Raw genomic sequence first — 23,724 nt, forward strand, 5'->3', positions numbered from 1 at the left:
TCTAGCTCCTCAACTTTTTTGTAAAGTAACTCAGAATGAAAAACTTTTTTGCAATCTCACTTTGATTTGATGAAGCTTTTATTATTGTTTTTGGACTACTTACAACCACATAGGGTATGACACTTAAATTTATAAAATTATGTTTTCGTAGCCACTGTGTAAGTTGTCTTTTTTGCCTATCAACGTGAACAATGGGGTTTGTAAATGACCCTTCTTTCCCATCAATTGATCGAATAAGTTGATTAAAATTTTGATCAAAATACAAAGTACCAATTAAATTCTTTACCTCAATAATGATTAGTACTCGTGGGGTTATTATAATCGTATCGATTTGAAAAAAGTGCTTAAAATCATCTACTAACCTTACATCATGCAAAATGAAACTACGCTCTTTTGGAAAAAAACTAAGATGATAATCTAAAGACTTTTCACCTTGATAACCTGCTTTGTACTTGAATAGATCCTCCTCAATTCTTGCCCATTGGGGATGATCACTAGGTAATCTCCTTAATAAAGCCTCCAATTTTTTAATAACCAACGGAACTGTTCGTTCTTTTAATATCATCAAAAAGTCACCTCACTTAGATTTCTTTTTATATTCAAGATTTTTTGTACAGATACCTTCTAATACAAACTATAAAAATTGAGTCGATAACCGTCTTTATTTCTGTAATTTAATTAAATTTGGTCTAATACTAAACTATTTTTTGATGAAACTGACAAAATTTAATTAAAGTTGATCATAAATTCGATATTTTATTAAGATGTGCCTGTTTTATTTGCACTTTTCGTAGATTTAATTGAAGTTATCTCAAATTTAATTGTAGTTTTGCAAAATTTAATTGCAGTAACTAGATTATATTTGCACTTTAATTAATTTAATTTGCAGTTTTACAATTTTTAATTGCAGTTTCTTCGATTTTATTTGCACCTATCAGTTTATTTGCTACTATTTTAAATTTTTTTGCACGCTCAACTTGTTTATTTGCACTTTCATAACTTCTTATTGCACCTACCCCAATTATAATTCCATCTATTATTTTACTAACCCCCCCCACTTAACCAAACAAAAAAAGAGCCCCACAAGGGCTCTTTTTTAATTACTTATATTGTGCTACGTTTAAACGGTTCATTGCTTTGTGTAAAGCAAGTTCTGCACGTTTGATATCTGTGTCAGGGCGTCTTTCTTGTAGACGTTTTTCTGCACGTTTTTTTGCTTCTACTGCACGCTCAACGTCGATTTCAGTTGATGCTTCAGCAGATTGAGCCAATATTGTAACGGCTTCAGGTCGAATTTCAATGAATCCGCCACTAACTGCAACGTAATCTGTTCCAGCTGGTGATTTAATTTTAACAGGTGCTGTTGCTAACGGTGCCACAGTTGAAATGTGTCCAGGTAAAATACCTAGCTCACCGCTAGTTGCTTTCGTGCTAACGAATTCTGTTTCGCCTTCATAAGCCGGTCCATTAGGAGTGACGATACTGACTTTCATTGTCTTCATAGTGAACTCCTCCTGTCTAGCTTCGTGAGCTAATCAAGTTCATTCAAATAGAATGATGAACAAGCCTTTCGATTAGACAATTATTATACTAATGTTTTTGCTTTTTCTACTACTTCTTCAATGCGTCCAACTAAACGGAATGCATCTTCAGGAAGAGTATCATATTTACCTTCTAAGATCTCTTTGAATCCACTAACAGTTTCTTTAACTGGTACGTAAGAACCTTTTTGTCCTGTGAATTGCTCCGCAACGTGGAAGTTTTGAGATAAGAAGAATTGAATACGACGAGCACGAGCTACGACTAATTTATCTTCTTCTGATAACTCATCCATACCTAAGATTGCGATGATATCTTGAAGTTCTCTATAACGTTGTAAAGTTGATTGTACTTGACGAGCTACTTCATAGTGCTCTTCACCAACGATTTCAGGGTTTAATGCACGAGATGTAGATGCTAATGGATCTACCGCTGGATAAATACCCATCTCAGATAAACGACGCTCTAAGTTTGTTGTTGCATCTAAGTGAGCGAACGCTGTAGCTGGTGCTGGATCCGTATAGTCATCGGCAGGAACGTAAATCGCTTGAATCGAAGTTACAGAACCTTTGTTTGTTGAAGTGATACGCTCTTGTAATTGACCCATTTCAGTAGCAAGAGTTGGTTGGTAACCTACCGCAGAAGGCATACGACCTAATAGGGCAGAAACCTCAGAACCTGCTTGAGTGAAACGGAAGATGTTATCGATGAAGAATAACACGTCTTGTCCTTGCTCATCACGGAAATATTCAGCCATTGTTAAACCAGTTAAGGCAACACGTTGACGTGCACCAGGTGGTTCGTTCATTTGTCCGAATACCATCGCTGTTTTCTTGATAACGCCAGAGTCGCTCATTTCGTGGTATAAGTCGTTACCTTCACGAGTACGCTCACCTACACCAGCGAATACTGAGATACCGCCGTGCTCTTGTGCGATGTTGTTAATTAATTCTTGAATTAATACAGTTTTACCTACACCCGCACCACCGAATAGACCGATTTTACCACCTTTGATGTAAGGAGCTAATAAGTCTACTACTTTGATACCAGTTTCAAGGATTTCTACTTTTGTAGTTAATTCTTCAAATTTAGGTGCTTGACGGTGAATTGGGTCACGACGTACGTCTTCTCCAAGTTCTTCGTCTAAGTCAATGTTGTCACCTAACACATTGAATACGCGTCCTAATGTAGCGTCACCAACTGGAACCGAAATTGGTTTACCTGTGTTAACTGCTTCCATTCCACGTACTAATCCATCAGTTGAAGCCATTGCAACTGTACGAACAGTATCGTCACCTAAGTGAAGAGCAACTTCTAATGTTAAATCAATGTTTACTTCGTTTGCGTCGCCCGCTTCTTTACGAACACGTAACGCATTATATATTTGTGGTAATTGGCCGTTTTCGAACTTTACGTCTACTACTGGTCCTAATACCTGAGTAATAATACCATTGCTCATCGCTTTTCCTCCTAGCATTGTTTCATTAAAAGCCGATCAATTTATATAGCCGTTGTAAGCAAATTAGCCTAGTGCTGCTGCTCCGCCGACGATTTCAGTAATTTCTTGTGTAATTGCTGCTTGACGCGCACGGTTATAGTGAAGAGTAAGCTTACTAATAACTTCTTTCGCATTATCAGTTGCACTTTTCATCGCTGTCATACGTGAAGCGTGTTCACTAGCTTTACTGTCTAATAATGCACCAAAGATTAAGCTTTCTGCATATTGTGGCAGTAAAACTTCTAAGATTTCATCATCAGATGGTTCAAATTCGTAATTAGTTGTTGCCTTACCTGTGTCAATATCTGTTAAAGGTAATAGCTTTTTCTCAGTAACCTCTTGAGAAATCTTACTTACGAAATGATTGTATGATAAGTAAAGCTCATCAAAAATGCCGTCAGTGTACATTTGAACTGTACGATTAGCAAATTTTTGAATATCATCGAATGAAGGTTGATCTGGAAGCCCAAGAACCTCTTCAACGATTGGGTAACCTAAACGCTTAAAGTAGTCACGTCCAACTCGACCTAGTACAATAATTGCAAATTCATCATTCGATTTATGACGCTCTTTAATTGTATTAGTTACCGCACGTAATACGTTACTATTAAATGCACCAGCTAAACCACGGTCAGAAGTGATGACAATGTAACCAGTCTTTTTAACTGGACGAGTTACTAGCATTGGATGTCTACTGTTTACACCTTTTGCCACGCTACCAACTACCTCTTGCATTTTTTCCATATAAGGAACGAATTGCTTAGAGTTTTGCTCAGCACGGTTTAATTTCGCAGCAGAAACCATCTCCATCGCTTTTGTGATTTGGCTTGTCTTTTTTGTTGAATTAATTTTTGTTTTTATATCGCGTAATGATGCCACAGGTTTTCACCACCTTTTGGTAAACAGTTAAATGAAGGACGAGCTAGAGCCCGATCCTTCAAATCCAGATATTTAAATCGCCTTCTTATTTAGAAGCAATAAAGTTCTTTTTAAAGCTTGTGATTGCAGCGTCAAGGTCAGCTTCGTTTGGTAATTTACCAGTATCACGAATAGCATCTAAAAGACCTTTTGCATTAACGTCCATCCAAGCTAACATTTCTTCTTCAAAACGAGTAATGTCTTCAACTGCTACGCTGTCTAAGTGACCACGTGTTAACGCATATAAAGATGTTACTTGTTTTTCTACTTTTAATGGTTTGTGTAAACCTTGTTTAAGGATTTCAACTGTACGAGCACCACGGTTAAGTTTAGCTTGAGTTGCTTTATCTAAGTCTGAACCGAACGCAGCAAATGCTTCAAGCTCACGGAAAGACGCTAAGTCAAGACGTAGCGTACCTGCTACTGATTTCATCGCCTTAGTTTGCGCTGAACCACCAACACGTGATACAGAAAGACCTGCATTGATCGCTGGACGAACGCCAGAGAAGAATAAGTCAGACTGTAAGAAGATTTGTCCGTCAGTAATTGAGATTACGTTTGTTGGAATATAAGCTGAGATATCACCAGCTTGTGTTTCGATGAATGGTAATGCAGTTAATGAACCGCCACCCAACTCATCATTTAACTTAGCTGCACGCTCTAATAAGCGAGAGTGTAAGTAGAATACATCCCCTGGATATGCTTCACGACCTGGAGGACGTTTTAATAGTAATGAAAGCTCACGGTAAGCTACCGCTTGTTTTGATAAATCATCGTATACTACTAATACGTGTTTACCATTGTACATAAACTCTTCACCCATTGTTACACCAGCGAAAGGAGCTAAGTATAACATTGGAGCTGGAGATGAAGCTGGAGCTGTTACAACGATTGTGTAATCTAAAGCGCCATGCTTACGTAATGTTTCAACAAGTCCACGAACTGTAGATTCTTTTTGACCGATTGCAACATAGATACAGATCATGTTTTGGTCAGCTTGGTTAAGAATTGTATCGATAGCAACAGCTGTTTTACCAGTTTGACGGTCACCGATGATTAACTCACGTTGTCCACGTCCGATTGGTACAAGAGCGTCGATCGCTTTGATACCTGTTTGTAATGGCTCATGTACTGATTTACGTGCCATTACGCCTGGAGCAGCGTTTTCAATTGGACGAGATTTTGTTGTTTCGATTGGGCCTAAACCATCAACTGGTTGACCTAATGAGTTTACTACACGTCCTACTAATGCTTCACCAACTGGAACTTGCATGATGCGTCCAGTACGACGAACTTCGTCGCCTTCTTTAATGCCTGTGTAAGGTCCTAAGATGATAATACCTACATTGTTTTCTTCTAAGTTTTGTGCTAGTCCCATAACGCCGTTAGAGAACTCAACTAGCTCTCCAGACATACATTGGTCAAGACCATGAGCACGAGCGATACCGTCACCAACTTGGATAACTGTACCAACATCACTAACTTCTATTTCAGTTTGGTAATTTTCGATTTGCTTTTTAATCAGCGCACTGATTTCTTCAGCTTTGATGCTCATGCATTTCACCCCTATCTACAAACTATTTTGCGATTAATTCACGTTCAATTCGAACAAGTTTATTTTTTAAACTGCCGTCAAAAATACGGTTTCCAACACGAACTTTATAACCACCGATTAAAGATGGGTCAATTTCGTTTTTCAAACGTATTGAGTTTTTACCTAATTTAGAAGCGAATAACGCTCCAATTTTATCTAGTTCTTCAGAAGACATTGCCGTCACAGAGTAAACTGTTGCATCTGCAATATTACGAGTTTCATTCGCAATTTTTACATATTCAGTTACTAAGTTAGAAATAGTGCTCATTCGTCCACGATCAACTAATAAGCATACTAGATTTAATACCGTTTCAGAGATTGAAGCAAACGTGTCATTTAAGACAGACTTTTTGCTTTCTTTTGTGATTCCAGGGTGTTGTAAAAACTTATTTAATTCTAAGTTTTCTACATACTCCTTTTTCACTACTTGTAAGTCATGTTCAACAGTTTCTACTAAATTTTGTTCAGTAGCTAATTCAAAAAGAGCGTTTGCGTAGCGTTTTGCAACTAATTCGTTACTCATTTAGCTTCGCCTACTTCTTTAAGATATTGATCAAAAATAGCAGATTGGTCTTCAGACTTCACTTCTTTTTCAAGTACTTTAGAAGCGATTAATACAGATAATGAAGCAACTTGTTGTTGAACTGATTGTACTGCAAGCTCTTTTTCACGAATAATTTCACGTTTAGCGCTTTCTTTCAAGTTTTCAGCTTCTGCTTTAGCTGCGGCAACGATTTCTTCACGTTGTACATCAGCTTGCTTTCTAGCTTTCTCAAGAAGCTCACGAGCTTCAGTTCGAGCAGCAACTAACTCTTGCTTTTGCTCTTCAACTAGTTTCATTGCATCAGCGTTGTTTTTCTCAGCTGAGTCTAATTGATTAGCGATGTGATCTTCACGTTGTTTCATAATTCCCATTACAGGTCCTAATGCATACTTACGTAATAAAGCAAGTAGGATTAAGAATATCACTAATTGAAACGCTACATCGCCCCAAGGTATACCATGTCCGTTTGCTTCACCGATTACGAATAATGAACCGTTTAACACAAGCCTTCACTCCCTTCGAGGGTATCATTTAATAATTTTTCTTTTTTTTATAACATAGCCTAGGACTCTTACCGACCTTAGCTTTACTTTCAAAATTCAATCTTTACAACAAAAGTGTCATAAAGGAATGGCGAAGTAAATGTGAACACAAACTTCGCCATTTTTTAACTGCTTGTATAAATCTTAAGCTTTACCAAATGCCATGAATGCGATAACTACCGCGATGATTGGAAGTGCCTCAACTAATGCAACCCCGATGAACATTAAAGTTTGAAGAGTTGAACGTAATTCTGGTTGACGAGCAACACCTTCTACTGTACGTGATACAATTAAACCGTTACCAATACCTGCACCTAGTGCACCTAAACCTATTGCGATTGCCGCTGCTATTAAAGCCATTTTAAATTTCCTCCTTCTTAATCATAAGAAATATATTTTTTTTTATAATTTTTATCTAACTACCAATTTTAATGAGCAGATTAATGCTCGTCCGCCACTTTATGTGACAAGTAAACCATTGTTAACATTACGAAGATAAACGCTTGGATTGAACCAACGAATACAGAGAATCCCTGCCATACGATCATTGGTATTGCCGCTGCAATTGTCCAAAGAACGCCTTCTCCTGCGCTTGATGCATAAGCATGTGTACCCATTGTTGCAAGTAAACCTAGTAAGATTTCCCCCGCGTAAATGTTACCGTAAAGTCGAAGACCTAGCGTTAATGTGTTTGCTAATTCCTCAATAATTTTTAATGGGAATAAGAATGGCATTGGTTGGAAGAATGTTTTACCATACGCTCCAAAACCGCGCATCTTAATACCATAATAATGTGATAAACCAACTATAAAGATTGCTAATGATAAAGTAATGACTGGGTCTGATGTAGGTGATTTCCAAACTGAGTTTCCATCGAATGAGATATCGAATGGTAGACCTAACATATTTGAAACAAATATGTACATAAGTAATGTCACACCTAGTGTAAGGAAGCGACCACCAGTTTCCCAATCCATTGTACTGTTGACAATGCCTTTAACGAAATCTATAACCCACTCTAAAAAGTTTTGCTTTCCTGATGGGCGTATTTGTAGACTTCTTGCGCATGTTACTGCGATGATAAAGACGATTACTGCAGCAATGGTAGTCATTAGAACATTTGTTAACGTAAAATCTAAACCAATAAATTTAAAACCATAAGTGCCGTGTTCCAATTTATTCACCTCTCTTCCTTGCAAAAGACGTTTGTTGTAATGCAAAATGTATCATAATGACAAGATGTCCTGTCATTAGTCCCGCAGTTAGTGCCGGTATGCTCACAAAATTTTCATACCGAAGCGCGATGACCATAGCTAGAGCCACCGCTGAAAGACAAATTACAGTACCTAAAGATCGAACTTTTTGTTGCTTTAAAACTCGGTCAAAAAAGGTATTTATCTTTCTGTGTAGAATCCATATACAATAAAAACTAGTTACTGTTCCGAGAATATAGCCTGTGAAAATTGTTTTATAGTCGGTAAATGCCCAACCTAAAACAGCTAAAGCAATGATATACAACATATCTCGTGTGAATCGTCTAAAATTATCTTTTTGCATGTAACTAGTCCCCTGGTGTAAATTGTTTTACTAATTTAAGCGTGCCGTAGATTCCAGTAAATAATCCTAACAGTAAAAAGATGATCATAAATACTGGTACTGGCCAATTAAAAAATGAATCAATCCATCTTCCTAAAAAGATGCCTATGAGAATAGAACCGACAAGCTGAGCTAGAATGGAAGACATGAGTGCCATTGCTTTAAGAGGATGTTGATTGTTGTTTTTCATACAAAATCCCTCCATGTCAATTTTCATTCTCAAAAAATTGCCAAAAGTCTTATCATGGTTAATTCTACAACAAATATCTGCTAAAATCTCTAAACATTGAAAACGTTCACAAATTGTTCACAAAACGTTCAAAAAATTTTAATAACATAGTATTTACATACAATGAAAACCCTTTTAAACATTCATGTTAAGCATACAATATGTTACAAAAATGTGTCAATTACCTAAATTAAAAAACTATTAAAAATTACTTACCAATTTTTAGTCTTCAACATAAATTTTAGCGACATTGACGTAAGATTCCGTTGCACTTTCATATTGTTTACGTTTATAAAAGATCACAAACTTATAAATTCCACTTTTAGGAAAGTCTTTTAAAACTAGTTCCTTCTTGATAATTCCCCTCTTACTATTTTCCTGTTCATCAATCACACCTAACAAACGGAATGTTTCTGATTCAAAAACAGCAATTTTGTATTCCTCAACTTTACTTGGTAAATAAAGTTCATATTTATAGCGATTTTTACCTTTTACTCTACCAAAGTGAAATCCCATTACTGAGGGAAAGTTCGGTTCTCCTTGCAGTAATAAAAACGGCATTCTTAGATTTTCATCATCATTTGTACTGAACGTAATTGCCCCATCATAAAATCCATCTCTTAATACTTTCGCATCAACTGTTGCATTAAGATTAATCTTTTTGCTAGCGTGCGCTGGAATTGTAAAAGGCTTAGGTAATACCCATTGTATTCCAGTGGCTGGCTGATTATTTATAGCTGTAACTTGTTTTGGCATATTTGATTTATTAGAAATTCTTACGACAAAATCTTTCTTTACTTGTAAATCCGTTTTTCTCGTTACTCCTAAAGATAAAGATGTCGGGAATAATGTTGTCTCAGTCTCAAGTGCTTTCTCAATATCTAATCTTCCAGCCCCTTGTTCGTACGCATGATACATCTTTTTATTATTCTTATATAATGGTGTTGCTGTATTGACTAGCACACTTTTTAAATCCTCCATACTCCAATCTGGGTGCAATTGTTTTACTAGAGCAGCTGCTCCAGCAACGTGTGGACTTGCCATACTCGTACCTTGAAGTGCTAAATACCCACCTGGAATTGTACTTTTAATTTGTACACCTGGAGCTAATAAATCTGGCTTCATTTGCCAAGTACCTGTTACCGGCCCTCTAGAGCTGAAGTCCGCTAGAATATCTACCTTCTTTTCATGTCCAGTTTTAGCTTCCACTTTATTTTTTTCAATGATTTTCTTAATCATTAAGCCTTCTTTTCTTGAAATAGTCGCAGCTGGAACAGTAAATTTACCTTTAATTTGTCCGATGAAATTTCCATCAATATTATTAAAGACAATAACAGCTTTAGCACCAGCATCTTGAGCATTTTTCACTTTATCAGTGAATGTAATTTTTCCTCTTTCAAGCAAGACAATTTTGTCTTTTACTCTTTTTAAATCACGCTTTTCTCCATACTTCTTAAATACAAATCGCCCATTTAAACCTTTACCCCATTTAGCAGATCCGATCATAGGACTAATAATTGTCTCTTTATTTTTCACATGTATAGATGGGAAAAGAACAGGTGGATAGCTCGCACCAACTGTTAAAGCCTTTGATGCAGTTGCGGGAGAACCGACAGTCCATAATCCTGGTCCAGAGTTTCCTGCAGCCGTAATTGCTAGTACACCCTTCTCTACTGCCTTATCTAACGCAATACTTGTCGGCCAGTCTGGACCGTTGACATCATTACCTAGTGATAAATTAATAATATCTACTTTATCCTTCACTGCTCGCTCAATTGCAGCCATAACCGTTTCGGATGTACCAACGCCACCTGGACCAAGAGCACGGTATGCATAGATTGTTGCCTTAGGAGCAACGCCTTTTCTTTTTCCATTAGCCGCTATTACACCAGCTACATGAGTACCATGAAATGTACTTTTTTCTTCAAGTTTAGTTTCCATTGGGTCTTTGTCTAAATCAATCGTATCGTACCCGCCACCATAATTTGATTTCAAATCAGGATGTCTGTAATCTACACCAGTATCAATTACTCCTACCTTAACGCCTTCACCAGTAATCTTTCTTCCCCTTTGATCCTTATATAATTGAGCTTCGTCCGCTCCAATAAAAGGGATGCTATCTTCTAAATGAGCTCTATAAGTTGTAACAAAATGCATATCCATTACTAACGGCATTTTAGCTAACTGTGATAACTCTTCAAGAGAACCCGATACTGAAAAACCATAGTATGTCTCAGTGTATTGTTGTCTTACGGTTACATTTGGGAAACGTTCACCAATATATTTTATGGCCTGTGTAATCATTCCATCTTTAACCGAAATTAAAGCAACTTGTTTTTGTTGTTCATGTGCATTTACATAAACATCTTTAAATGGAAATAGTAAAAAAACTAGACAAATAATTATTTTAAGAAAGTAATTTTTCATTCAATGCAGGTTCTCCTTTATATAAGATATTTTCTTTTTAGCTTTCTCACTAATCGTTCATTCATGTATAAAAAGGTAATTTTCTCTAGAACCTACAAAGTTTTCAAAATAAAAAAAAGACTAACTCTAGGTAAAGCATTAAGCTTCCCTAAAAAGTTAGTCTTTTTGTATTATCATTAATTTTTTAATTCAGGTTGGTTAAACAACTGGAATTTTTTATTTGTAACATACGCTTTAACTTCATGGATGACAAAATACAATATTGATGCTCCTAAAACTACGATCCATGCATTTGAAATTACTGTCTCCTGCCAAATCCCTAAAAGCATAAAAAATGCAGGAAGAGTAATTGTAGTCCAAGATTGTATCATTGCGACGATTCCTGTATATCGTTCTATTTTCTTACCTAATACTAGGCCAGCAAAGAATAGATACCATAAATATGCCCACATAACCCATAATAGTCCGTCTACAACATCATGAATTATAGTGAAGTTCACGAAAGCCCAAAGTACAGACATGATAGATACCCAAAGTGAGAACCAGCCTAAGCCTGTTCCATTAAAACCTTTAAGATTTGTAAATCCATTATATAAATAAGTAATACCAAAAAAGAAAATGCTTGCCGTATTAAATAATTCCCACTTACCAGCACCTAAATGCATTAATAAGTAGATAGGAAAAACGATTTGTAATGTACCAACAAATAAGTTTAATAGTGCTGCACTTTTAGCATTTGCTTTATTTAATAAAACTAGACTATTTAAAAACAGAGTTGCACCAGATAAAAGTAAACCTACAGATCCCATAGTGACTTGTTAAAAAGAAAATTGTTAAAAATTTACTTTTTAACTCAACCCTCCTACTTTAAGATTAGAAAAAAAATACAAGCGCCTGATCTAAGTCAAACGCTTGGATTAAATTATTTTAAAACGATCCCTACGATAATTGCTGTTAAAACACTTACTAATGTTGCACCAAATAATAATTTTAAACCGAAACGAGCTACAACATTACCTTGTTTTTCATGTAAACCTTTAACTGCACCTGCAATAATACCAATAGATGAGAAGTTAGCAAATGATACAAGGAAAACTGACACAATTCCTAATGTACGAGTTGAGAACTCTTTACCATGTTTTGCTAAATCCATCATTGCAACGAACTCATTTGAAACAAGTTTTGTTGCCATAATACTACCTGCATCAACCGCTTCTTTAAATGGTACACCCATAATGAATGCAAATGGTGCAAAAACATAACCTAAAATTCCTTGGAATGAGATTCCAAAAATCATATCAAAAATGTTATTAATTGCACCAATTAATGCAACAAAACCGATTAACATTGCTGCAACGATGATTGCTACTTTGAAACCATCTAAAATATACTCACCAAGCATCTCGAAGAATGTTTGTTTTTCTTCTTCTTGTACCGTTAAGATATCTTCTTCAGGTGTAACAGTGTAAGGATTAATAATTGAAGAAATAATAAATCCACCAAATAAGTTTAATACAATTGCCGTTACTACATATTTTGGTTCAACCATCGTCATATATGCACCTACGATAGACATAGATACTGTTGACATTGCTGATGCACAAAGTGTATATAAACGATTTTTTGGTAAATGACCTAATTGTTTTTTTACTGAAATGAAAACTTCAGATTGTCCTAAAATAGCAGATGCTACTGCATTGTAAGACTCTAATTTACCCATACCATTGATTTTGCTTAAGATAAACCCAATGTATTTAATAACAAACGGTAAAATCTTTGTAAATTGTAAAATACCAATTAATGCAGAAATAAATACGATTGGTAATAATACTCCTGTGAAGAATGGGAAAGCACCTTCATTTGCCATACCACCAAATACGAAATTAACACCTTCACCAGCGTATTCTAATAACTTTCCAAATCCATTAGAAATTCCTTTAATTAAAACTAAACCTACTTCTGTATTTAATAATAAGAACGCTAATATGATTTGAACAACAACCATAATTACTACTGGACGATATTTAATGTTTTTACGATCACTACTAGCGATGAAAGCTAGACCGAAAACTACTAGTAGTCCAACAAGAGCTATAATATATTTCATGTTTCTCCCCCGAAAATCCAATAAATTTTTTATTTAATATAAGCGCTTTCAAAACGAACACAACTTTTATTTGTTGGATGTCAGACATCATATAGAAGTTAGATGTCAGACAAGGATTAACCTTGTAAATCTTTTGAACTAAATGATCCAGGAAGTAATTCCTTAACAGTTGTTTCAGCGATGTCACCTTTTAAGTTAGTTAAAAATACTTTTGTATTTTCATCACTAAATTCTGCAATAACTTGTCTACATGCACCACATGGTGAAATCGGGCCTTCAGTGTCCCCTACTATTGCGATTGATTCGATCTTTGCTGAACCGTTACCCGCAGCGACCGCACTAAATATAGCAGTTCTTTCTGCACAATTTGTTAGTCCATAAGAAGCATTTTCTACGTTACACCCTGTGTAGACCGTTTGGTTATTCAATAAAATTGCTGCACCTACTTTAAATTTCGAGTATGGAGCGTATGCGTTTTCACGAGCCTTTAAAGCTTCATTGATTAATGATTGTGTATTCATATTTATCACCCTTTAACGAATTGTTAGGTAATTCTTGATTAAAGTGTGTGAGTTTTGTCTTCGCTTTACCATATTACCAACGTAAGAGCTAAAGAGCAATAACTCACTCACTTTTTTTTATTTTAAAATTATTTTGAAATTAATAAGCTGTGTTTGCTTCTTCGCCTTGAACGAGTTTAACACCTGAACTTGTTCCGATACGGTTTGCACCAGCAGCTACTACATTTTCTACGTCTTTTAAGTTACGAACACCGCCAGAAGCTTTAACGCCTACGTTTTCTCCAACAGTTTTACGCATTAATGCAACGTCTTCTGCTGTTGCTCCACCAGTTGAAAATCCTGTTGATGTTTTTACAAAGTCAGCACCAGCTTTAACTGATAATTCACATGCTCTAACTTTTTCTTCATCAGCTAAAAGACAAGTCTCAATAATTACTTTTACTAAAGCTTTTCCTTTAGCAGCTTCAACAACTGCACGTACATCTCTTTCAACTAATTCATCATTTTTTTCTTTTAATGCAGAAATATTGATAACCATATCAACTTCCTCAGCACCATTTTCAATTGCGTTTGTAGTTTCGAATGCTTTTACTTCAGGAGTGTTTGCTCCTAGAGGGAATCCAATTACCGTACAAACCTTTACAGAAGAATCCTTTAATAATTCACTTGCATAAGAAACCCAAGTAGGATTGATACATACTGATGCAAAGCTAAATTCTTTTGCTTCTTCAGCTAGTTTTGCAATTTCTTCTCTTTTTGCGTCAGCTCGTAATAATGTGTGATCTACTAATTTTGCGTAATTCATATATAGTCGCTCCCTTAATGGTTTTATTATAAATAAATGTTTATTTACTAAGTTACTCTGAATATGTCTTTACTATAACACCGCTATGAAATTTTGTAAAATACAAATTGAACTTATGTTCAAGGATAATTTTACCTATTAAATAGAAGAGAGGTTGTCTCATAAGTCAGATTAACTGACACAAAAGACACCTCCTTTTTAATTGTAAAAATATCCAATTTCAAGGGTCACTACTATTTTTAAAAAGCTGACTAGTAGGGAACATGACATAGGAAAAGAGCAAATTCTTTTAGTTACTTAGTCTCTCCCTTGCTTATTCCTGCTCTAGCAATCTTTTTGCAGTAAATTGATCGGTTATTAGTATGTTTGCATATTTACCCATTAAAGCACCGTGAATAGCGTTTATTTTTCTTTCTCCACCTGCAACTAAAATAGACTTTTCTTTACTTCTAAGCTCATCTAACTCAATTCCAATCGTTCGTCGATTTAGAAGTTCAGAATAAATATTTCCTTCTTTATCAAAAAAACGTGAGCAAATGTCTCCTACAGCAAATGTTTGTAAATCCGTCTCTTCCTTCTCATTAAAGTAGCCAACTTTAAATAACAGGGCATCTTTTTTAACAGTTCCCACAGTAAAAATTGCGACATTTGATTGTTTTCCCAAATCGATTAATCGACCAATATGGCGATCTTCCTCGACCATTTGTTTTACTTGTGGATTATCAAATATAACTGGTAGAGGTAAATATCTTGGAACGGTGTTAAATGCTTCAGCAAATAAATTTACCGTTTCTGATGCATAAGTATTCGTTTTAGAATAACTTACTCCACCGTTTAGCTGAATTACTTCTACACCCTTTACTTGTTTATTACTTAATTTCGTTGCAATATGATACATCGTTGTTCCCCAAGTTACTCCTACAACGTCACCATCATGGACTAAATCTACTAACACATCCGCAGCTTTTTTAGTGATTGTTTGCAAAACTTCATTGTAGTCATCAATTGGTGAATAGCAAACCTCAACAGATTGTAAATTATATTTCTTTTTTAATTCTCGAGCTAAATCATGATTGCCTTCTAGGGGGTCAATAATTTCAATGCGTACATATCCCAATTCCTTTGCTTGTTGAAGTAATCTAGATACAGTTGGACGAGAGATTCCTAATTGTGTCGCAATCTCTTGTTGACTAAAGTCAGAATCATAGTATAGTCTTGCTGCATCTATTATTAACCTTTGTTTTTCGAGTGACATTCCCTAATCCCCTTTAACTTACCAATCCTTATTTCACGTTCAAATTTTTAATTATTATACCCCTTTTAAATAAAAAAGCTCTCCTATGCTAGGAAAGCTTTAAAAATGTAATTACTTTGTACCAAATAAACGATCTCCAGCGTCGCCAAGACCAGGAACAATATAACCATGATCGTTTAATTTTTCATCAAGGGCAGCTATGTAAATATCCACATCTGGGTGTGCTTTTTGTAAAACTTCAACACCTTCTGGAGCTGCAATTAAGCACATAAACTTAATATTTTTAGCACCTCGTGTTTTTAAAGAGTTGATTGCTTCAACTGCTGACCCACCTGTCGCAAGCATTGGATCAATCACAATGAAGTCACGCTCTTCTACATCCGTAGGAAGTTTAACATAATATTCAACCGGTTTTAAAGTCTCAGGATCGCGGTATAATCCAACATGTCCAACTTTAGCTGCAGGAACTAATTGAAGGAAGCCATCAACCATTCCTAAACCTGCACGTAAAATTGGTACAATCCCTAATTTTTTACCAGCAATAACTTTCGCCTTTGCAGTTGCTACTGGTGTTTGGATTTCCACTTCCTGTAATGGTAGATCGCGTGTGATTTCAAATGCCATTAAGCCCGCAACCTCATCAACTAGTGCACGGAATTCTTTTGTTCCAGTGTCTTTTCTACGAATTAAAGAAACTTTATGCTGAATTAACGGATGATCAAAAACGTATACTTTACTCACTTTTATCGCTCCTTGCAAATACTTAGTAATTTATTATTCTTAAAAAGAATACCGAAAGCGGTTAAATAATTCAAGCCACATCGTACAATCGCTTAGAATTAATTTAGATCTTTTTACAATCAAACTTCAATATTTCCTTTTTTTACTAATCTAATTGCTATTTTGACCCATTTTGATTAAAAAACTCCTCTTCCTCATTATTAAAAGTCAGAGAAGTTTTTATCTTATACACAAAAAGAGAACCAATTGGTTCCCTCTTTGATGTGTATAGTTAAGATGCTTTACTTAAATTATGATCTGGTACTTTTGGAGTGAAAGATGTTTTTCGATTAATAAACTTGCTAATATAATGATCTAATCCGATACGTCCTGCATTTGAACCAGCAATTAAAATAAAGATTCCTAATAATACCATTTGTGGATTTGTGCTAGTTGTACCACTAAACATAAATGCGAAGTTCATCATTAAACCAAAGAACATTGCTGTTTTTGTAAAACATCCAAGAATAAGTCCAAGTCCGATTGCGAATTCTCCAATAGGTACTATAAAGTTAAATAAATCGATGTTTGGTATTGCAAAGTTTGTAAGGAAGTCTGCCCACCAGCCTTGAACTGCTGGATGTTCACCTGAGGCACTTTTAACCGCAAATCCTAAAAATCCCGAAGCATCGAATCCGCCAGCTGATAACTTACCCCAACCTGCGTGGATCCACTCATAACCTATATAAAGGCGAATAATAGTTAAGAAACCAGATGCAATTTTATTAGTTCTTAAAAAATTAATAAACATAATTTTTTGCCTCCGTTTGGATAATTTTTAATTGCTGTTTACATGAGTTATTGTACTCTATTTCAAATAAATATTGTGAACTTTTTCACAAGTTTAATTGAACTTTTTGTGAACTTTTTCACAAATATTAAAAAAATAAAGCTATCTTTAGTATTACTGCACCTTCAATGTTGAAAATACAGTTCTAAAGATAGCTTAATTTAAACTTTATTTATTAAAATGTAGGATATAATTCGTATTTGCTAGATAAAGCATTAACTCGATTACGAGATGCCTCTAGTACTTCTTGATTTTCGTGGTTTTTTAATGTTTCAGCAATGATTGATGCAATTTCATCCATATCTTCTAAAGTAAATCCTCTTGAAGTTACAGCAGCAGTACCGATACGGATACCACTTGTTACAAATGGACTTGCTGGATCAAACGGAATTGTATTTTTGTTACATGTAATACCAACCTCATCTAATACGTGCTCAGCAACTTTACCAGTTAACTCTAATGAACGAACGTCAATTAAAATTAAGTGATTATCTGTGCCACCAGATACTAAGTTTAAGCCGTTAGATTTTAAGCCTTCTGCTAAACGCGCAGCGTTATCAATAATCGCTTGTGCATACTTTTTAAAATCTTCTTGTAATGCTTCACCAAATGCTACAGCTTTTGCTGCAATTACGTGCATTAATGGTCCACCTTGAATTCCAGGGAAGATTGATTTATCAATCGCTTTTGCGAACTCTTCTTTACATAAAATCATACCACCACGTGGTCCACGTAATGTTTTATGTGTAGTTGTTGTAACAAAATCAGCAAATGGAACTGGATTTTGATGAAGACCTGTTGCTACTAAACCAGCGATATGTGCCATATCAACCATTAAGTAAGCTCCAACTTCATCTGCAATTTCTCTGAATTTTTTAAAGTCAATTGCTCTTGGATAAGCACTTGCACCAGCTACAATTAATTTAGGCTTATGTGCTTTAGCTTTTTCTAATACATCTTCATAGTTAATTACTTGAGTTTCTGGATCTACTCCATACTCAACGAAGTTATATTGTACTCCACTGAAGTTTACTGGACTTCCGTGAGTTAAATGACCACCATGTGATAAATTCATACCTAATACTGTATCACCATGTTTTAAAATAGTGAAATAAACTGCCATATTCGCTTGAGCACCTGAATGAGGTTGAACATTTACGTGTTCTGCTCCGAAAATTTCTTTTGCACGGTCTCTTGCAATGTTTTCTGTGATATCTACATATTCACAACCGCCATAGTAGCGCTTGCTTGGATATCCTTCAGCATATTTATTTGTTAATACTGAACCTTGGGCTTCCATTACTGCTTCGCTTACAAAGTTTTCAGAAGCAATTAACTCGATTTTAGTACGTTGTCTACCTAACTCTAACTGTATTGCCTCATACAATGATGGATCTTGCTTTTTTAAATTTTCCACAGTTATATCCCCCTTTTTGTAAAACACGAACATTACTAGTATAAATTTACTATATTATTCGATAAAACGACCGAATTCCTTTCTATTTTACCATGTTTTGCATTGAAAATGAAAGATATATCTTTCAAATAACTAACATTTAACTATTCTATTATAATAAAAAACGCTTTATTTCAAGTCTTCATCTATTGAGTAAACTGCACGTGCTCCACCAATAAGCTTTGGACGAGTTTTTGCCGCCGTTATATGAGCTTGTCCAACTTGTTTAATACTTGTTCTTAAAGGAACTGCCACGTGCTTTAAATGCATACCGATTAATGTATCGCCAATATCAATCCCTGCATCCGCTTTAATGTGTTCAACAATTACAGCATGATCTAAATGTCTAAATGCGAATGAAGCAAGAGCTCCTCCTGCAGTACGAACTGGTATCACAGTTACCTCGTCAAGTTGAAAATTTTTTGCCGTCTTTCTTTGAACAACTATTGCTCTGTTCAAATGTTCACAGCATTGAAATGCTAATTGTACTCCTGTTTCATCTTGAAAAGCCTTAATCTCATTAAATAAAACTTCCGCTACTTCTATTGTTCCTGAAGTTCCAATTCTTTGTCCACTTACCTCACTAGTGCTACATCCGATGACTAAAACATGGTCACTTGTAAAATTCACATGATCATTTAGCTCGTTTAATAATGATTTTATTTGCTCGGCTACTAATCTTAATTCTTCATTCATTTATCTTGCTCCTTTCGTAAAATTCCTTTAAACCCTATTACTCATTATTAAAAAAGCCGATAATCTTCACATTATGTTTTGGATTAACGGCTTCTCGTTTAGGTTTTATGATTGATGATTTTTTTCGTAGTCTTTAATTTTGTTTACTCGATTTTCATGTCGACCGCCTTCAAACTCAGTCGTTAACCATATTTTTGCAATGTCTCTTGCCAAACCAGGTCCGATTACTCGTTCCCCCATAGCTAGCATATTCGTATCATTATGTTCACGAGTTGCTTTTGCACTGAAAGTATCATGTACTAATGCACAGCGAATTCCTTCAACTTTATTCGCGGCAATTGACATACCAATTCCTGTCCCACAAATTAATATTCCACGGTCTACTTCTCCATTTGCAACTTTTTGTGCAACTGGGAATGCATAATCTGGGTAGTCTACAGATGTACCACACTCACAACCATAATCTTCGTATTCAATACCCATTTCATCCATTAAATTCATGATTTCTTGACGAATATTTAATCCACCATGATCAGATGCTATTGCTACTTTCATTAGATAACCCCCGTATTGATCTCTTTGATTCGATTTTCTTTTGTATTGTATTTACTTCAATTTCTATCTTACACTATTATGTTCAGATTTAGGGCATCTAATTAACATCCAATCACTGATTAACTTAATATTCGTTTGGTTTCTGTACAATCTGTTTTACTAACACTTCTAATTCACTCAATGTATTTTCATAAGTTGTTAATGACCCTCCATAAGGGTCAGAAATATCTTTTGCTTGACCGTTTATATATTCATAAAACGTAAAGATTCTATCCTTATATTGAGGAAACTTAGAAACTAACATTTGTTTATGGCTCAATGTCATTGATAAGACTTTCGAAGACCATTCCAAAAGATCTTCATTTATTTGCTGCGAGGAATGATTTGTTTCGATTCCTTTATTTTTTAGAACTAATATCGCATTTTGAGAAGCAGGATCGCCTGACATAGCAAATACTCCAGCAGACTTGACCTGATATAGTTCATTCCCATGATGTCTTAATAGTGCTTCTGCCATTGGGCTTCTACATGTATTTCCGGTACAAACAAATAATATATTTTCCATCTTAATACCTCACCCTCATTTATCTGAACGTTTTATTTAATCTATTTTACTAAAAAATAAAAGGATGGGGCAATTGTCTCCAATTTTCTCCATCCTTAGCTCTTATTCACCATATGTATCTTTTAAGAAAAAAATAATAGTTTTATTCCGAAAATCAATAAGAACGAACCACCTAATAATTCTCCAAATTTACCGAGTTCCTGTTCTACTCTTCTTCCTAAAAGTAATCCAGCCCAAGTTAAAATTGTACTGATAATACCAAATAGTAAAATGGTTAGCCATGTTTTAGCACCGAATGTCCCTAAGCTAATTCCAACCGAAAAGCTATCCACGCTTACACTAAATGCAAAAAGAAGTAAACCTACTCCTGTCGGTGAATATTTATTTTCTTCTTTACCAAATAAAGTTGAATAAATCATGTGAAAGCCTATTCCCATTAATAAAAATCCGCCGAGTAATACAGCAAATCGTCCCAGATTCTGGGATAACTCATATCCAATAATCATTCCTAATAAGGGCATTAATACATGAAAGAGTCCGATTACAATACCGATATTAATGATCTGTTTAAATTTTAGTTGTATAACTCCCATTCCTAACCCAACTGAGAATGCATCTAAACCTAGCGCAGATCCCATAATAGTTAATGTAATTAGTTCATTGATTAATGAGCTACTCATGCTTTCCCCCCTAGGACTTGCTATTAAAAGATATGCGCGTCCTATAAATGATATGAGGGAAATTAATAAAATTTTTTGGGCTTTGTTTAACCTGAAAACAATAGAAGCCCGTTCTATTATTTTTCCTGTATCACCGAATGTCCACAAGCTTTCCACAGACGATTCATAATGGCAATTCCAATTCCTTCGTAAGGGAAAGTTTCGCAATATATGATATCAACATGTTCTTCATTAAATTGACGAATACAATCATATAATGCTGCCGCTACGGTTGATAGGTCACTACGTTTTCCACATGTAAGAACAACATCTGCATCATATTTAGTTGCATTTTCTTCCGTTGTTAATATCCCTACTCTTTTTCCCTCTGTTTTGGAATTGTGTATAAGTTTGTGCATAAACTCAATACTTCCATTTACAAGATGCATTTGAGCATCTGGTGCATAGTGTTTATATTTCATCCCCGGTGATTTTGGTGCTTCATTTTCCTTCATTGTTGATGGATCTACTTCAACCGTAGGAATTATTTTTTTTATCATTTCTGGCGTAATACTACCAGGTCTTAATATTGTAAAAATATCTTGGGAACAATCAATAACTGTTGATTCAACTCCGACTCCTGTACTACCACCATCTACAATTCCTACAATTCGTCCATTTAAATCTTCAAATACATGCTTAGCAGACGTTGGACTAGGCTTTCCTGAAGTATTTGCACTTGGCGCTGCGATTGACAAATTACAAGCTTCAATTAGCGCTAGTGCAACTGGATGATCAGGCATTCTTATTCCAACAGTGGATAACCCTGCCGTTACATATTTTGAAACATGTTTTTTACTTTTTAAAATTAACGTTAATGGTCCTGGCCAAAAAGCATCCATTAGTTTTTCTGCATCTAATGGAATTTCTTCAACTAGATTATCTAACTGTTTTTTGTTGGCAATATGTACAATAAGGGGATTATCACTTGGTCTACCTTTTGCTTGGAAGATCCGTTGAACCGCTTCATCCGAAAGAGCATTTGCCCCTAATCCATAAACAGTTTCTGTTGGAAAAGCGACAACTTGTCCTAACTGTAAATTTTTTGCTGCATCCACAATCTGTGGGTAAACTTCTTCTTTATTCACAGGATTATCCACATACCATATTTTCGTTTCCATACGTAGCACCTCTCTCTAGAGTGAATAATAGTGTATATTTTACAAATTTAGACATTATCCAAAGAATGAAAAGCAAGTTTTATCCACAAATTGTGGATAAAACTTGCTAATTTGTGGATAACTTTGTGTATAGTTCTTTTTGATAAACTAATACTTCTTCATTCGTAATAGTAGTTTGGTAATGCTTCATTTCTTTAATACTGTTCGAAACATTTTCCTTTTCGACTTGCCCAAATCCTAGTAAAAGGAATAAGTCTTGAACTACATGCTGTCTTGTTAATAAATATACTTTACTAATCATTTCTTCTTTTAGTTTTTCAAGAACACTTTGTAAAAAGAGTACCATATGCTGTGAGTAAATGGTAGGTGCAACTACTAGTGATCTTAATAACGCTTCTTCCCCATCTTGTTCATATCCTATTACAGCTTGTGATTTCCCAAACTCATCTTCCAATATGAAAAAAGATTCTTGTTGCTCCTCAAGTCCGTTTGTAGATAATCCTGCTTGTCCAAGAAATGAAAAAATTGCTTCAAAATCTTCCTGAATCGCTGATCGTATTTTCATAAAAAAACCTCCCTAGTATGCTCGTAACACTTTATGCACATAGGGAGATTGCTAGAACTAAAATAATTGCTTTAACATTTGTACAAAGAAGCTCTCTACCTTAATATCTTCTTTTGGTTCATCACCAGGTAGAGCGGAAGCCACAACCGCATCTTCACTACTCTTTACTTCAGTATCATCCTGTAAAGATTCATTGTTTTGTTTTGTTGCACTATTAGAATCATCCTGTAAAGATTCATTGTTTTGTTTTGTTGCACTATTAGAATCATCATCGCTTAAACGTAATGCTTCTTGTTTTTTAAACTCTCTTTTTGGTTCATTTTCGATTTTTGTTTCATGATCAACCTTTTGTTGCGATTGAAGTGACTCTTTACTTAAAGTTGCATCACCGTTTGAAAAATCTAAGAAACATAATGGTGGGAACAATACGCACCACCAGTTTGCCCCTTGACCTGCTCCAAGTTTAATTAAAACCGCTTCGTAATCACCAGCAGGATATAAGAAACTACCATATAATTTTGTAGGGAACTTAACTTTTTTAGAGTAAGTAATTGTAAATGATTGATTTGAGCCTTCTTCTTTAATAACACGTGCAACCGTTTTTTGTAAGTCTGGAATATGACTTTTAATAACCTTTTGTCCCTCTTCAAAAGTTGTTAGATCTTTTACCCAAGTATTAATTTGAGCATTAACTTCATCTCTAACTTTACGTTTTAGAGCTTGATCTTCACTAGAATCACTATTTGCTAGAATTCGTAGTCGTACAGCTTTCTTAGGAATTACGACCATTTCATTACCTTTTGCATTAGTATCTCGAAGTGGCATTAACACTGATGAACTAATCAAAAATATGATAAATAAAGATATAATTTTATATGTTATTTTTGTTTTATTTTTAGTTT

General features: G+C 35.1%; 27 protein-coding genes. All 27 read right to left on the reverse strand.

The genetic code is table 11. The features are described 5' to 3' along the window. Position 1: 1 nt before the first annotated feature. Positions 2–565, reverse strand: a complete 564-nt coding sequence (locus tag CN946_RS02795) for a nuclease-related domain-containing protein (protein ID WP_098859807.1) — start codon at positions 563–565, stop codon at positions 2–4. 535 nt (positions 566–1,100) lie between these two features. Further along, entirely contained in the window at positions 1,101–1,502 is a 402-nt protein-coding gene (locus tag CN946_RS02805) for a F0F1 ATP synthase subunit epsilon (RefSeq protein ID WP_025568605.1), read from the reverse strand. Between the two features lie 83 nt (positions 1,503–1,585). After that, a complete protein-coding gene (gene atpD / locus CN946_RS02810) occupies positions 1,586–2,998 on the reverse strand; it encodes a F0F1 ATP synthase subunit beta (protein ID WP_025568604.1) in 1,413 nt (470 codons plus the stop codon). Positions 2,999–3,061: 63 nt separating this feature from the next. Continuing rightward, entirely contained in the window at positions 3,062–3,916 is an 855-nt protein-coding gene (locus tag CN946_RS02815; protein WP_069033739.1) for a F0F1 ATP synthase subunit gamma, read from the reverse strand. 85 nt (positions 3,917–4,001) lie between these two features. Next, positions 4,002–5,510, reverse strand: a complete 1,509-nt coding sequence (gene atpA, locus CN946_RS02820) for a F0F1 ATP synthase subunit alpha (RefSeq protein WP_097974902.1) — start codon at positions 5,508–5,510, stop codon at positions 4,002–4,004. A 22-nt stretch (positions 5,511–5,532) separates the two neighbouring features. Further along, complete coding sequence (locus CN946_RS02825; RefSeq protein ID WP_056469304.1) at positions 5,533–6,072, reverse strand: F0F1 ATP synthase subunit delta; 540 nt, start codon at positions 6,070–6,072, stop codon at positions 5,533–5,535. Then, positions 6,069–6,572 carry a F0F1 ATP synthase subunit B gene (gene atpF, locus CN946_RS02830; RefSeq protein ID WP_098859946.1) on the reverse strand — a complete coding sequence of 168 codons (504 nt, stop codon included), beginning with the start codon at positions 6,570–6,572 and terminating at the stop codon, positions 6,069–6,071. The genes CN946_RS02825 and atpF overlap by 4 nt, the downstream gene beginning before the upstream one ends. Before the next feature lie 207 nt (positions 6,573–6,779). After that, a complete protein-coding gene (atpE, locus tag CN946_RS02835) occupies positions 6,780–6,995 on the reverse strand; it encodes a F0F1 ATP synthase subunit C (RefSeq protein WP_025568599.1) in 216 nt (71 codons plus the stop codon). Between the two features lie 80 nt (positions 6,996–7,075). Continuing rightward, positions 7,076–7,747: a F0F1 ATP synthase subunit A gene (gene atpB / locus CN946_RS02840; protein ID WP_420488239.1), complete on the reverse strand. Its 672-nt coding sequence runs from the start codon at positions 7,745–7,747 to the stop codon at positions 7,076–7,078. A 64-nt stretch (positions 7,748–7,811) separates the two neighbouring features. Further along, the gene (locus tag CN946_RS02845) at positions 7,812–8,192 is read right to left on the reverse strand and encodes an ATP synthase subunit I (RefSeq protein WP_025568597.1); all 381 of its coding nucleotides are present in this window, start codon (positions 8,190–8,192) and stop codon (positions 7,812–7,814) included. 4 nt (positions 8,193–8,196) lie between these two features. After that, positions 8,197–8,421 carry an AtpZ/AtpI family protein gene (locus tag CN946_RS02850; RefSeq protein WP_025568596.1) on the reverse strand — a complete coding sequence of 75 codons (225 nt, stop codon included), beginning with the start codon at positions 8,419–8,421 and terminating at the stop codon, positions 8,197–8,199. Between the two features lie 261 nt (positions 8,422–8,682). Continuing rightward, positions 8,683–10,887, reverse strand: coding sequence for a S8 family serine peptidase (locus CN946_RS02855; protein ID WP_098859809.1), 2,205 nt, complete (start codon positions 10,885–10,887; stop codon positions 8,683–8,685). Between the two features lie 176 nt (positions 10,888–11,063). Continuing rightward, positions 11,064–11,696 carry an AmiS/UreI family transporter gene (locus tag CN946_RS02860; RefSeq protein WP_098859810.1) on the reverse strand — a complete coding sequence of 211 codons (633 nt, stop codon included), beginning with the start codon at positions 11,694–11,696 and terminating at the stop codon, positions 11,064–11,066. Between the two features lie 113 nt (positions 11,697–11,809). Next, positions 11,810–12,994 carry a NupC/NupG family nucleoside CNT transporter gene (locus CN946_RS02865; protein ID WP_098859811.1) on the reverse strand — a complete coding sequence of 395 codons (1,185 nt, stop codon included), beginning with the start codon at positions 12,992–12,994 and terminating at the stop codon, positions 11,810–11,812. A 116-nt stretch (positions 12,995–13,110) separates the two neighbouring features. Then, complete coding sequence (locus CN946_RS02870; RefSeq protein ID WP_098859812.1) at positions 13,111–13,515, reverse strand: cytidine deaminase; 405 nt, start codon at positions 13,513–13,515, stop codon at positions 13,111–13,113. Between the two features lie 139 nt (positions 13,516–13,654). Continuing rightward, positions 13,655–14,320: a deoxyribose-phosphate aldolase gene (gene deoC / locus CN946_RS02875; RefSeq protein ID WP_098859813.1), complete on the reverse strand. Its 666-nt coding sequence runs from the start codon at positions 14,318–14,320 to the stop codon at positions 13,655–13,657. Between the two features lie 313 nt (positions 14,321–14,633). Further along, positions 14,634–15,575: a DNA-binding transcriptional repressor DeoR gene (locus CN946_RS02880; protein WP_098859814.1), complete on the reverse strand. Its 942-nt coding sequence runs from the start codon at positions 15,573–15,575 to the stop codon at positions 14,634–14,636. Positions 15,576–15,686: 111 nt separating this feature from the next. Beyond that, the gene (upp, locus tag CN946_RS02885; RefSeq protein WP_098233756.1) at positions 15,687–16,316 is read right to left on the reverse strand and encodes a uracil phosphoribosyltransferase; all 630 of its coding nucleotides are present in this window, start codon (positions 16,314–16,316) and stop codon (positions 15,687–15,689) included. Positions 16,317–16,587: 271 nt separating this feature from the next. After that, positions 16,588–17,106: a DoxX family protein gene (locus CN946_RS02890; protein WP_098859815.1), complete on the reverse strand. Its 519-nt coding sequence runs from the start codon at positions 17,104–17,106 to the stop codon at positions 16,588–16,590. A 214-nt stretch (positions 17,107–17,320) separates the two neighbouring features. Next, the gene (gene glyA / locus CN946_RS02895; RefSeq protein WP_141546852.1) at positions 17,321–18,562 is read right to left on the reverse strand and encodes a serine hydroxymethyltransferase; all 1,242 of its coding nucleotides are present in this window, start codon (positions 18,560–18,562) and stop codon (positions 17,321–17,323) included. A gap of 168 nt (positions 18,563–18,730) precedes the next feature. Continuing rightward, positions 18,731–19,297 carry a TIGR01440 family protein gene (locus CN946_RS02900; RefSeq protein WP_098859816.1) on the reverse strand — a complete coding sequence of 189 codons (567 nt, stop codon included), beginning with the start codon at positions 19,295–19,297 and terminating at the stop codon, positions 18,731–18,733. Between the two features lie 105 nt (positions 19,298–19,402). Then, complete coding sequence (gene rpiB / locus CN946_RS02905; protein WP_098859817.1) at positions 19,403–19,852, reverse strand: ribose 5-phosphate isomerase B; 450 nt, start codon at positions 19,850–19,852, stop codon at positions 19,403–19,405. 124 nt (positions 19,853–19,976) lie between these two features. Further along, entirely contained in the window at positions 19,977–20,417 is a 441-nt protein-coding gene (locus CN946_RS02910; protein WP_098859818.1) for a low molecular weight protein arginine phosphatase, read from the reverse strand. Between the two features lie 122 nt (positions 20,418–20,539). After that, entirely contained in the window at positions 20,540–21,097 is a 558-nt protein-coding gene (locus CN946_RS02915) for a manganese efflux pump MntP (RefSeq protein WP_098859819.1), read from the reverse strand. A 116-nt stretch (positions 21,098–21,213) separates the two neighbouring features. Further along, positions 21,214–22,257, reverse strand: a complete 1,044-nt coding sequence (locus tag CN946_RS02920) for an L-threonylcarbamoyladenylate synthase (protein ID WP_098859820.1) — start codon at positions 22,255–22,257, stop codon at positions 21,214–21,216. 106 nt (positions 22,258–22,363) lie between these two features. Then, entirely contained in the window at positions 22,364–22,822 is a 459-nt protein-coding gene (locus tag CN946_RS02925) for a GNAT family N-acetyltransferase (RefSeq protein ID WP_098859821.1), read from the reverse strand. A gap of 57 nt (positions 22,823–22,879) precedes the next feature. Then, on the reverse strand, positions 22,880–23,647 hold the full coding sequence (gene spoIIR / locus CN946_RS02930; protein WP_483295367.1) for a stage II sporulation protein R: 768 nt from the start codon (positions 23,645–23,647) through the stop codon (positions 22,880–22,882). Positions 23,648–23,724 lie beyond the last annotated feature (77 nt).

The sequence above is a fragment of the Bacillus sp. AFS053548 genome (assembly GCF_002575105.1).
Taxonomy (GTDB): Bacteria; Bacillota; Bacilli; order Bacillales; family Bacillaceae_G; genus Gottfriedia.

What these genes read in the sequence shown, in the direction of transcription:
- CN946_RS02795 (WP_098859807.1), bottom strand. Translation starts at nt 565, where the DNA reads ATGATATTAAAAGAACGAACAGTTCCGTTGGTTATTAAAAAATTGGAG.
- CN946_RS02805 (WP_025568605.1), bottom strand. Translation starts at nt 1,502, where the DNA reads ATGAAGACAATGAAAGTCAGTATCGTCACTCCTAATGGACCGGCTTAT.
- atpD (WP_025568604.1), bottom strand. Translation starts at nt 2,998, where the DNA reads ATGAGCAATGGTATTATTACTCAGGTATTAGGACCAGTAGTAGACGTA.
- atpA (WP_097974902.1), bottom strand. Translation starts at nt 5,510, where the DNA reads ATGAGCATCAAAGCTGAAGAAATCAGTGCGCTGATTAAAAAGCAAATC.
- CN946_RS02825 (WP_056469304.1), bottom strand. Translation starts at nt 6,072, where the DNA reads ATGAGTAACGAATTAGTTGCAAAACGCTACGCAAACGCTCTTTTTGAA.
- atpE (WP_025568599.1), bottom strand. Translation starts at nt 6,995, where the DNA reads ATGGCTTTAATAGCAGCGGCAATCGCAATAGGTTTAGGTGCACTAGGT.
- atpB (WP_420488239.1), bottom strand. Translation starts at nt 7,747, where the DNA reads ATGACTACCATTGCTGCAGTAATCGTCTTTATCATCGCAGTAACATGC.
- CN946_RS02845 (WP_025568597.1), bottom strand. Translation starts at nt 8,192, where the DNA reads ATGCAAAAAGATAATTTTAGACGATTCACACGAGATATGTTGTATATC.
- CN946_RS02850 (WP_025568596.1), bottom strand. Translation starts at nt 8,421, where the DNA reads ATGAAAAACAACAATCAACATCCTCTTAAAGCAATGGCACTCATGTCT.
- CN946_RS02855 (WP_098859809.1), bottom strand. Translation starts at nt 10,887, where the DNA reads ATGAAAAATTACTTTCTTAAAATAATTATTTGTCTAGTTTTTTTACTA.
- CN946_RS02860 (WP_098859810.1), bottom strand. Translation starts at nt 11,696, where the DNA reads ATGGGATCTGTAGGTTTACTTTTATCTGGTGCAACTCTGTTTTTAAAT.
- CN946_RS02865 (WP_098859811.1), bottom strand. Translation starts at nt 12,994, where the DNA reads ATGAAATATATTATAGCTCTTGTTGGACTACTAGTAGTTTTCGGTCTA.
- CN946_RS02870 (WP_098859812.1), bottom strand. Translation starts at nt 13,515, where the DNA reads ATGAATACACAATCATTAATCAATGAAGCTTTAAAGGCTCGTGAAAAC.
- deoC (WP_098859813.1), bottom strand. Translation starts at nt 14,320, where the DNA reads ATGAATTACGCAAAATTAGTAGATCACACATTATTACGAGCTGACGCA.
- CN946_RS02880 (WP_098859814.1), bottom strand. Translation starts at nt 15,575, where the DNA reads ATGTCACTCGAAAAACAAAGGTTAATAATAGATGCAGCAAGACTATAC.
- CN946_RS02890 (WP_098859815.1), bottom strand. Translation starts at nt 17,106, where the DNA reads ATGTTTATTAATTTTTTAAGAACTAATAAAATTGCATCTGGTTTCTTA.
- CN946_RS02900 (WP_098859816.1), bottom strand. Translation starts at nt 19,297, where the DNA reads ATGAATGAAGAATTAAGATTAGTAGCCGAGCAAATAAAATCATTATTA.
- rpiB (WP_098859817.1), bottom strand. Translation starts at nt 19,852, where the DNA reads ATGAAAGTAGCAATAGCATCTGATCATGGTGGATTAAATATTCGTCAA.
- CN946_RS02910 (WP_098859818.1), bottom strand. Translation starts at nt 20,417, where the DNA reads ATGGAAAATATATTATTTGTTTGTACCGGAAATACATGTAGAAGCCCA.
- CN946_RS02915 (WP_098859819.1), bottom strand. Translation starts at nt 21,097, where the DNA reads ATGAGTAGCTCATTAATCAATGAACTAATTACATTAACTATTATGGGA.
- CN946_RS02920 (WP_098859820.1), bottom strand. Translation starts at nt 22,257, where the DNA reads ATGGAAACGAAAATATGGTATGTGGATAATCCTGTGAATAAAGAAGAA.
- CN946_RS02925 (WP_098859821.1), bottom strand. Translation starts at nt 22,822, where the DNA reads ATGAAAATACGATCAGCGATTCAGGAAGATTTTGAAGCAATTTTTTCA.
- spoIIR (WP_483295367.1), bottom strand. Translation starts at nt 23,647, where the DNA reads ATGCCACTTCGAGATACTAATGCAAAAGGTAATGAAATGGTCGTAATT.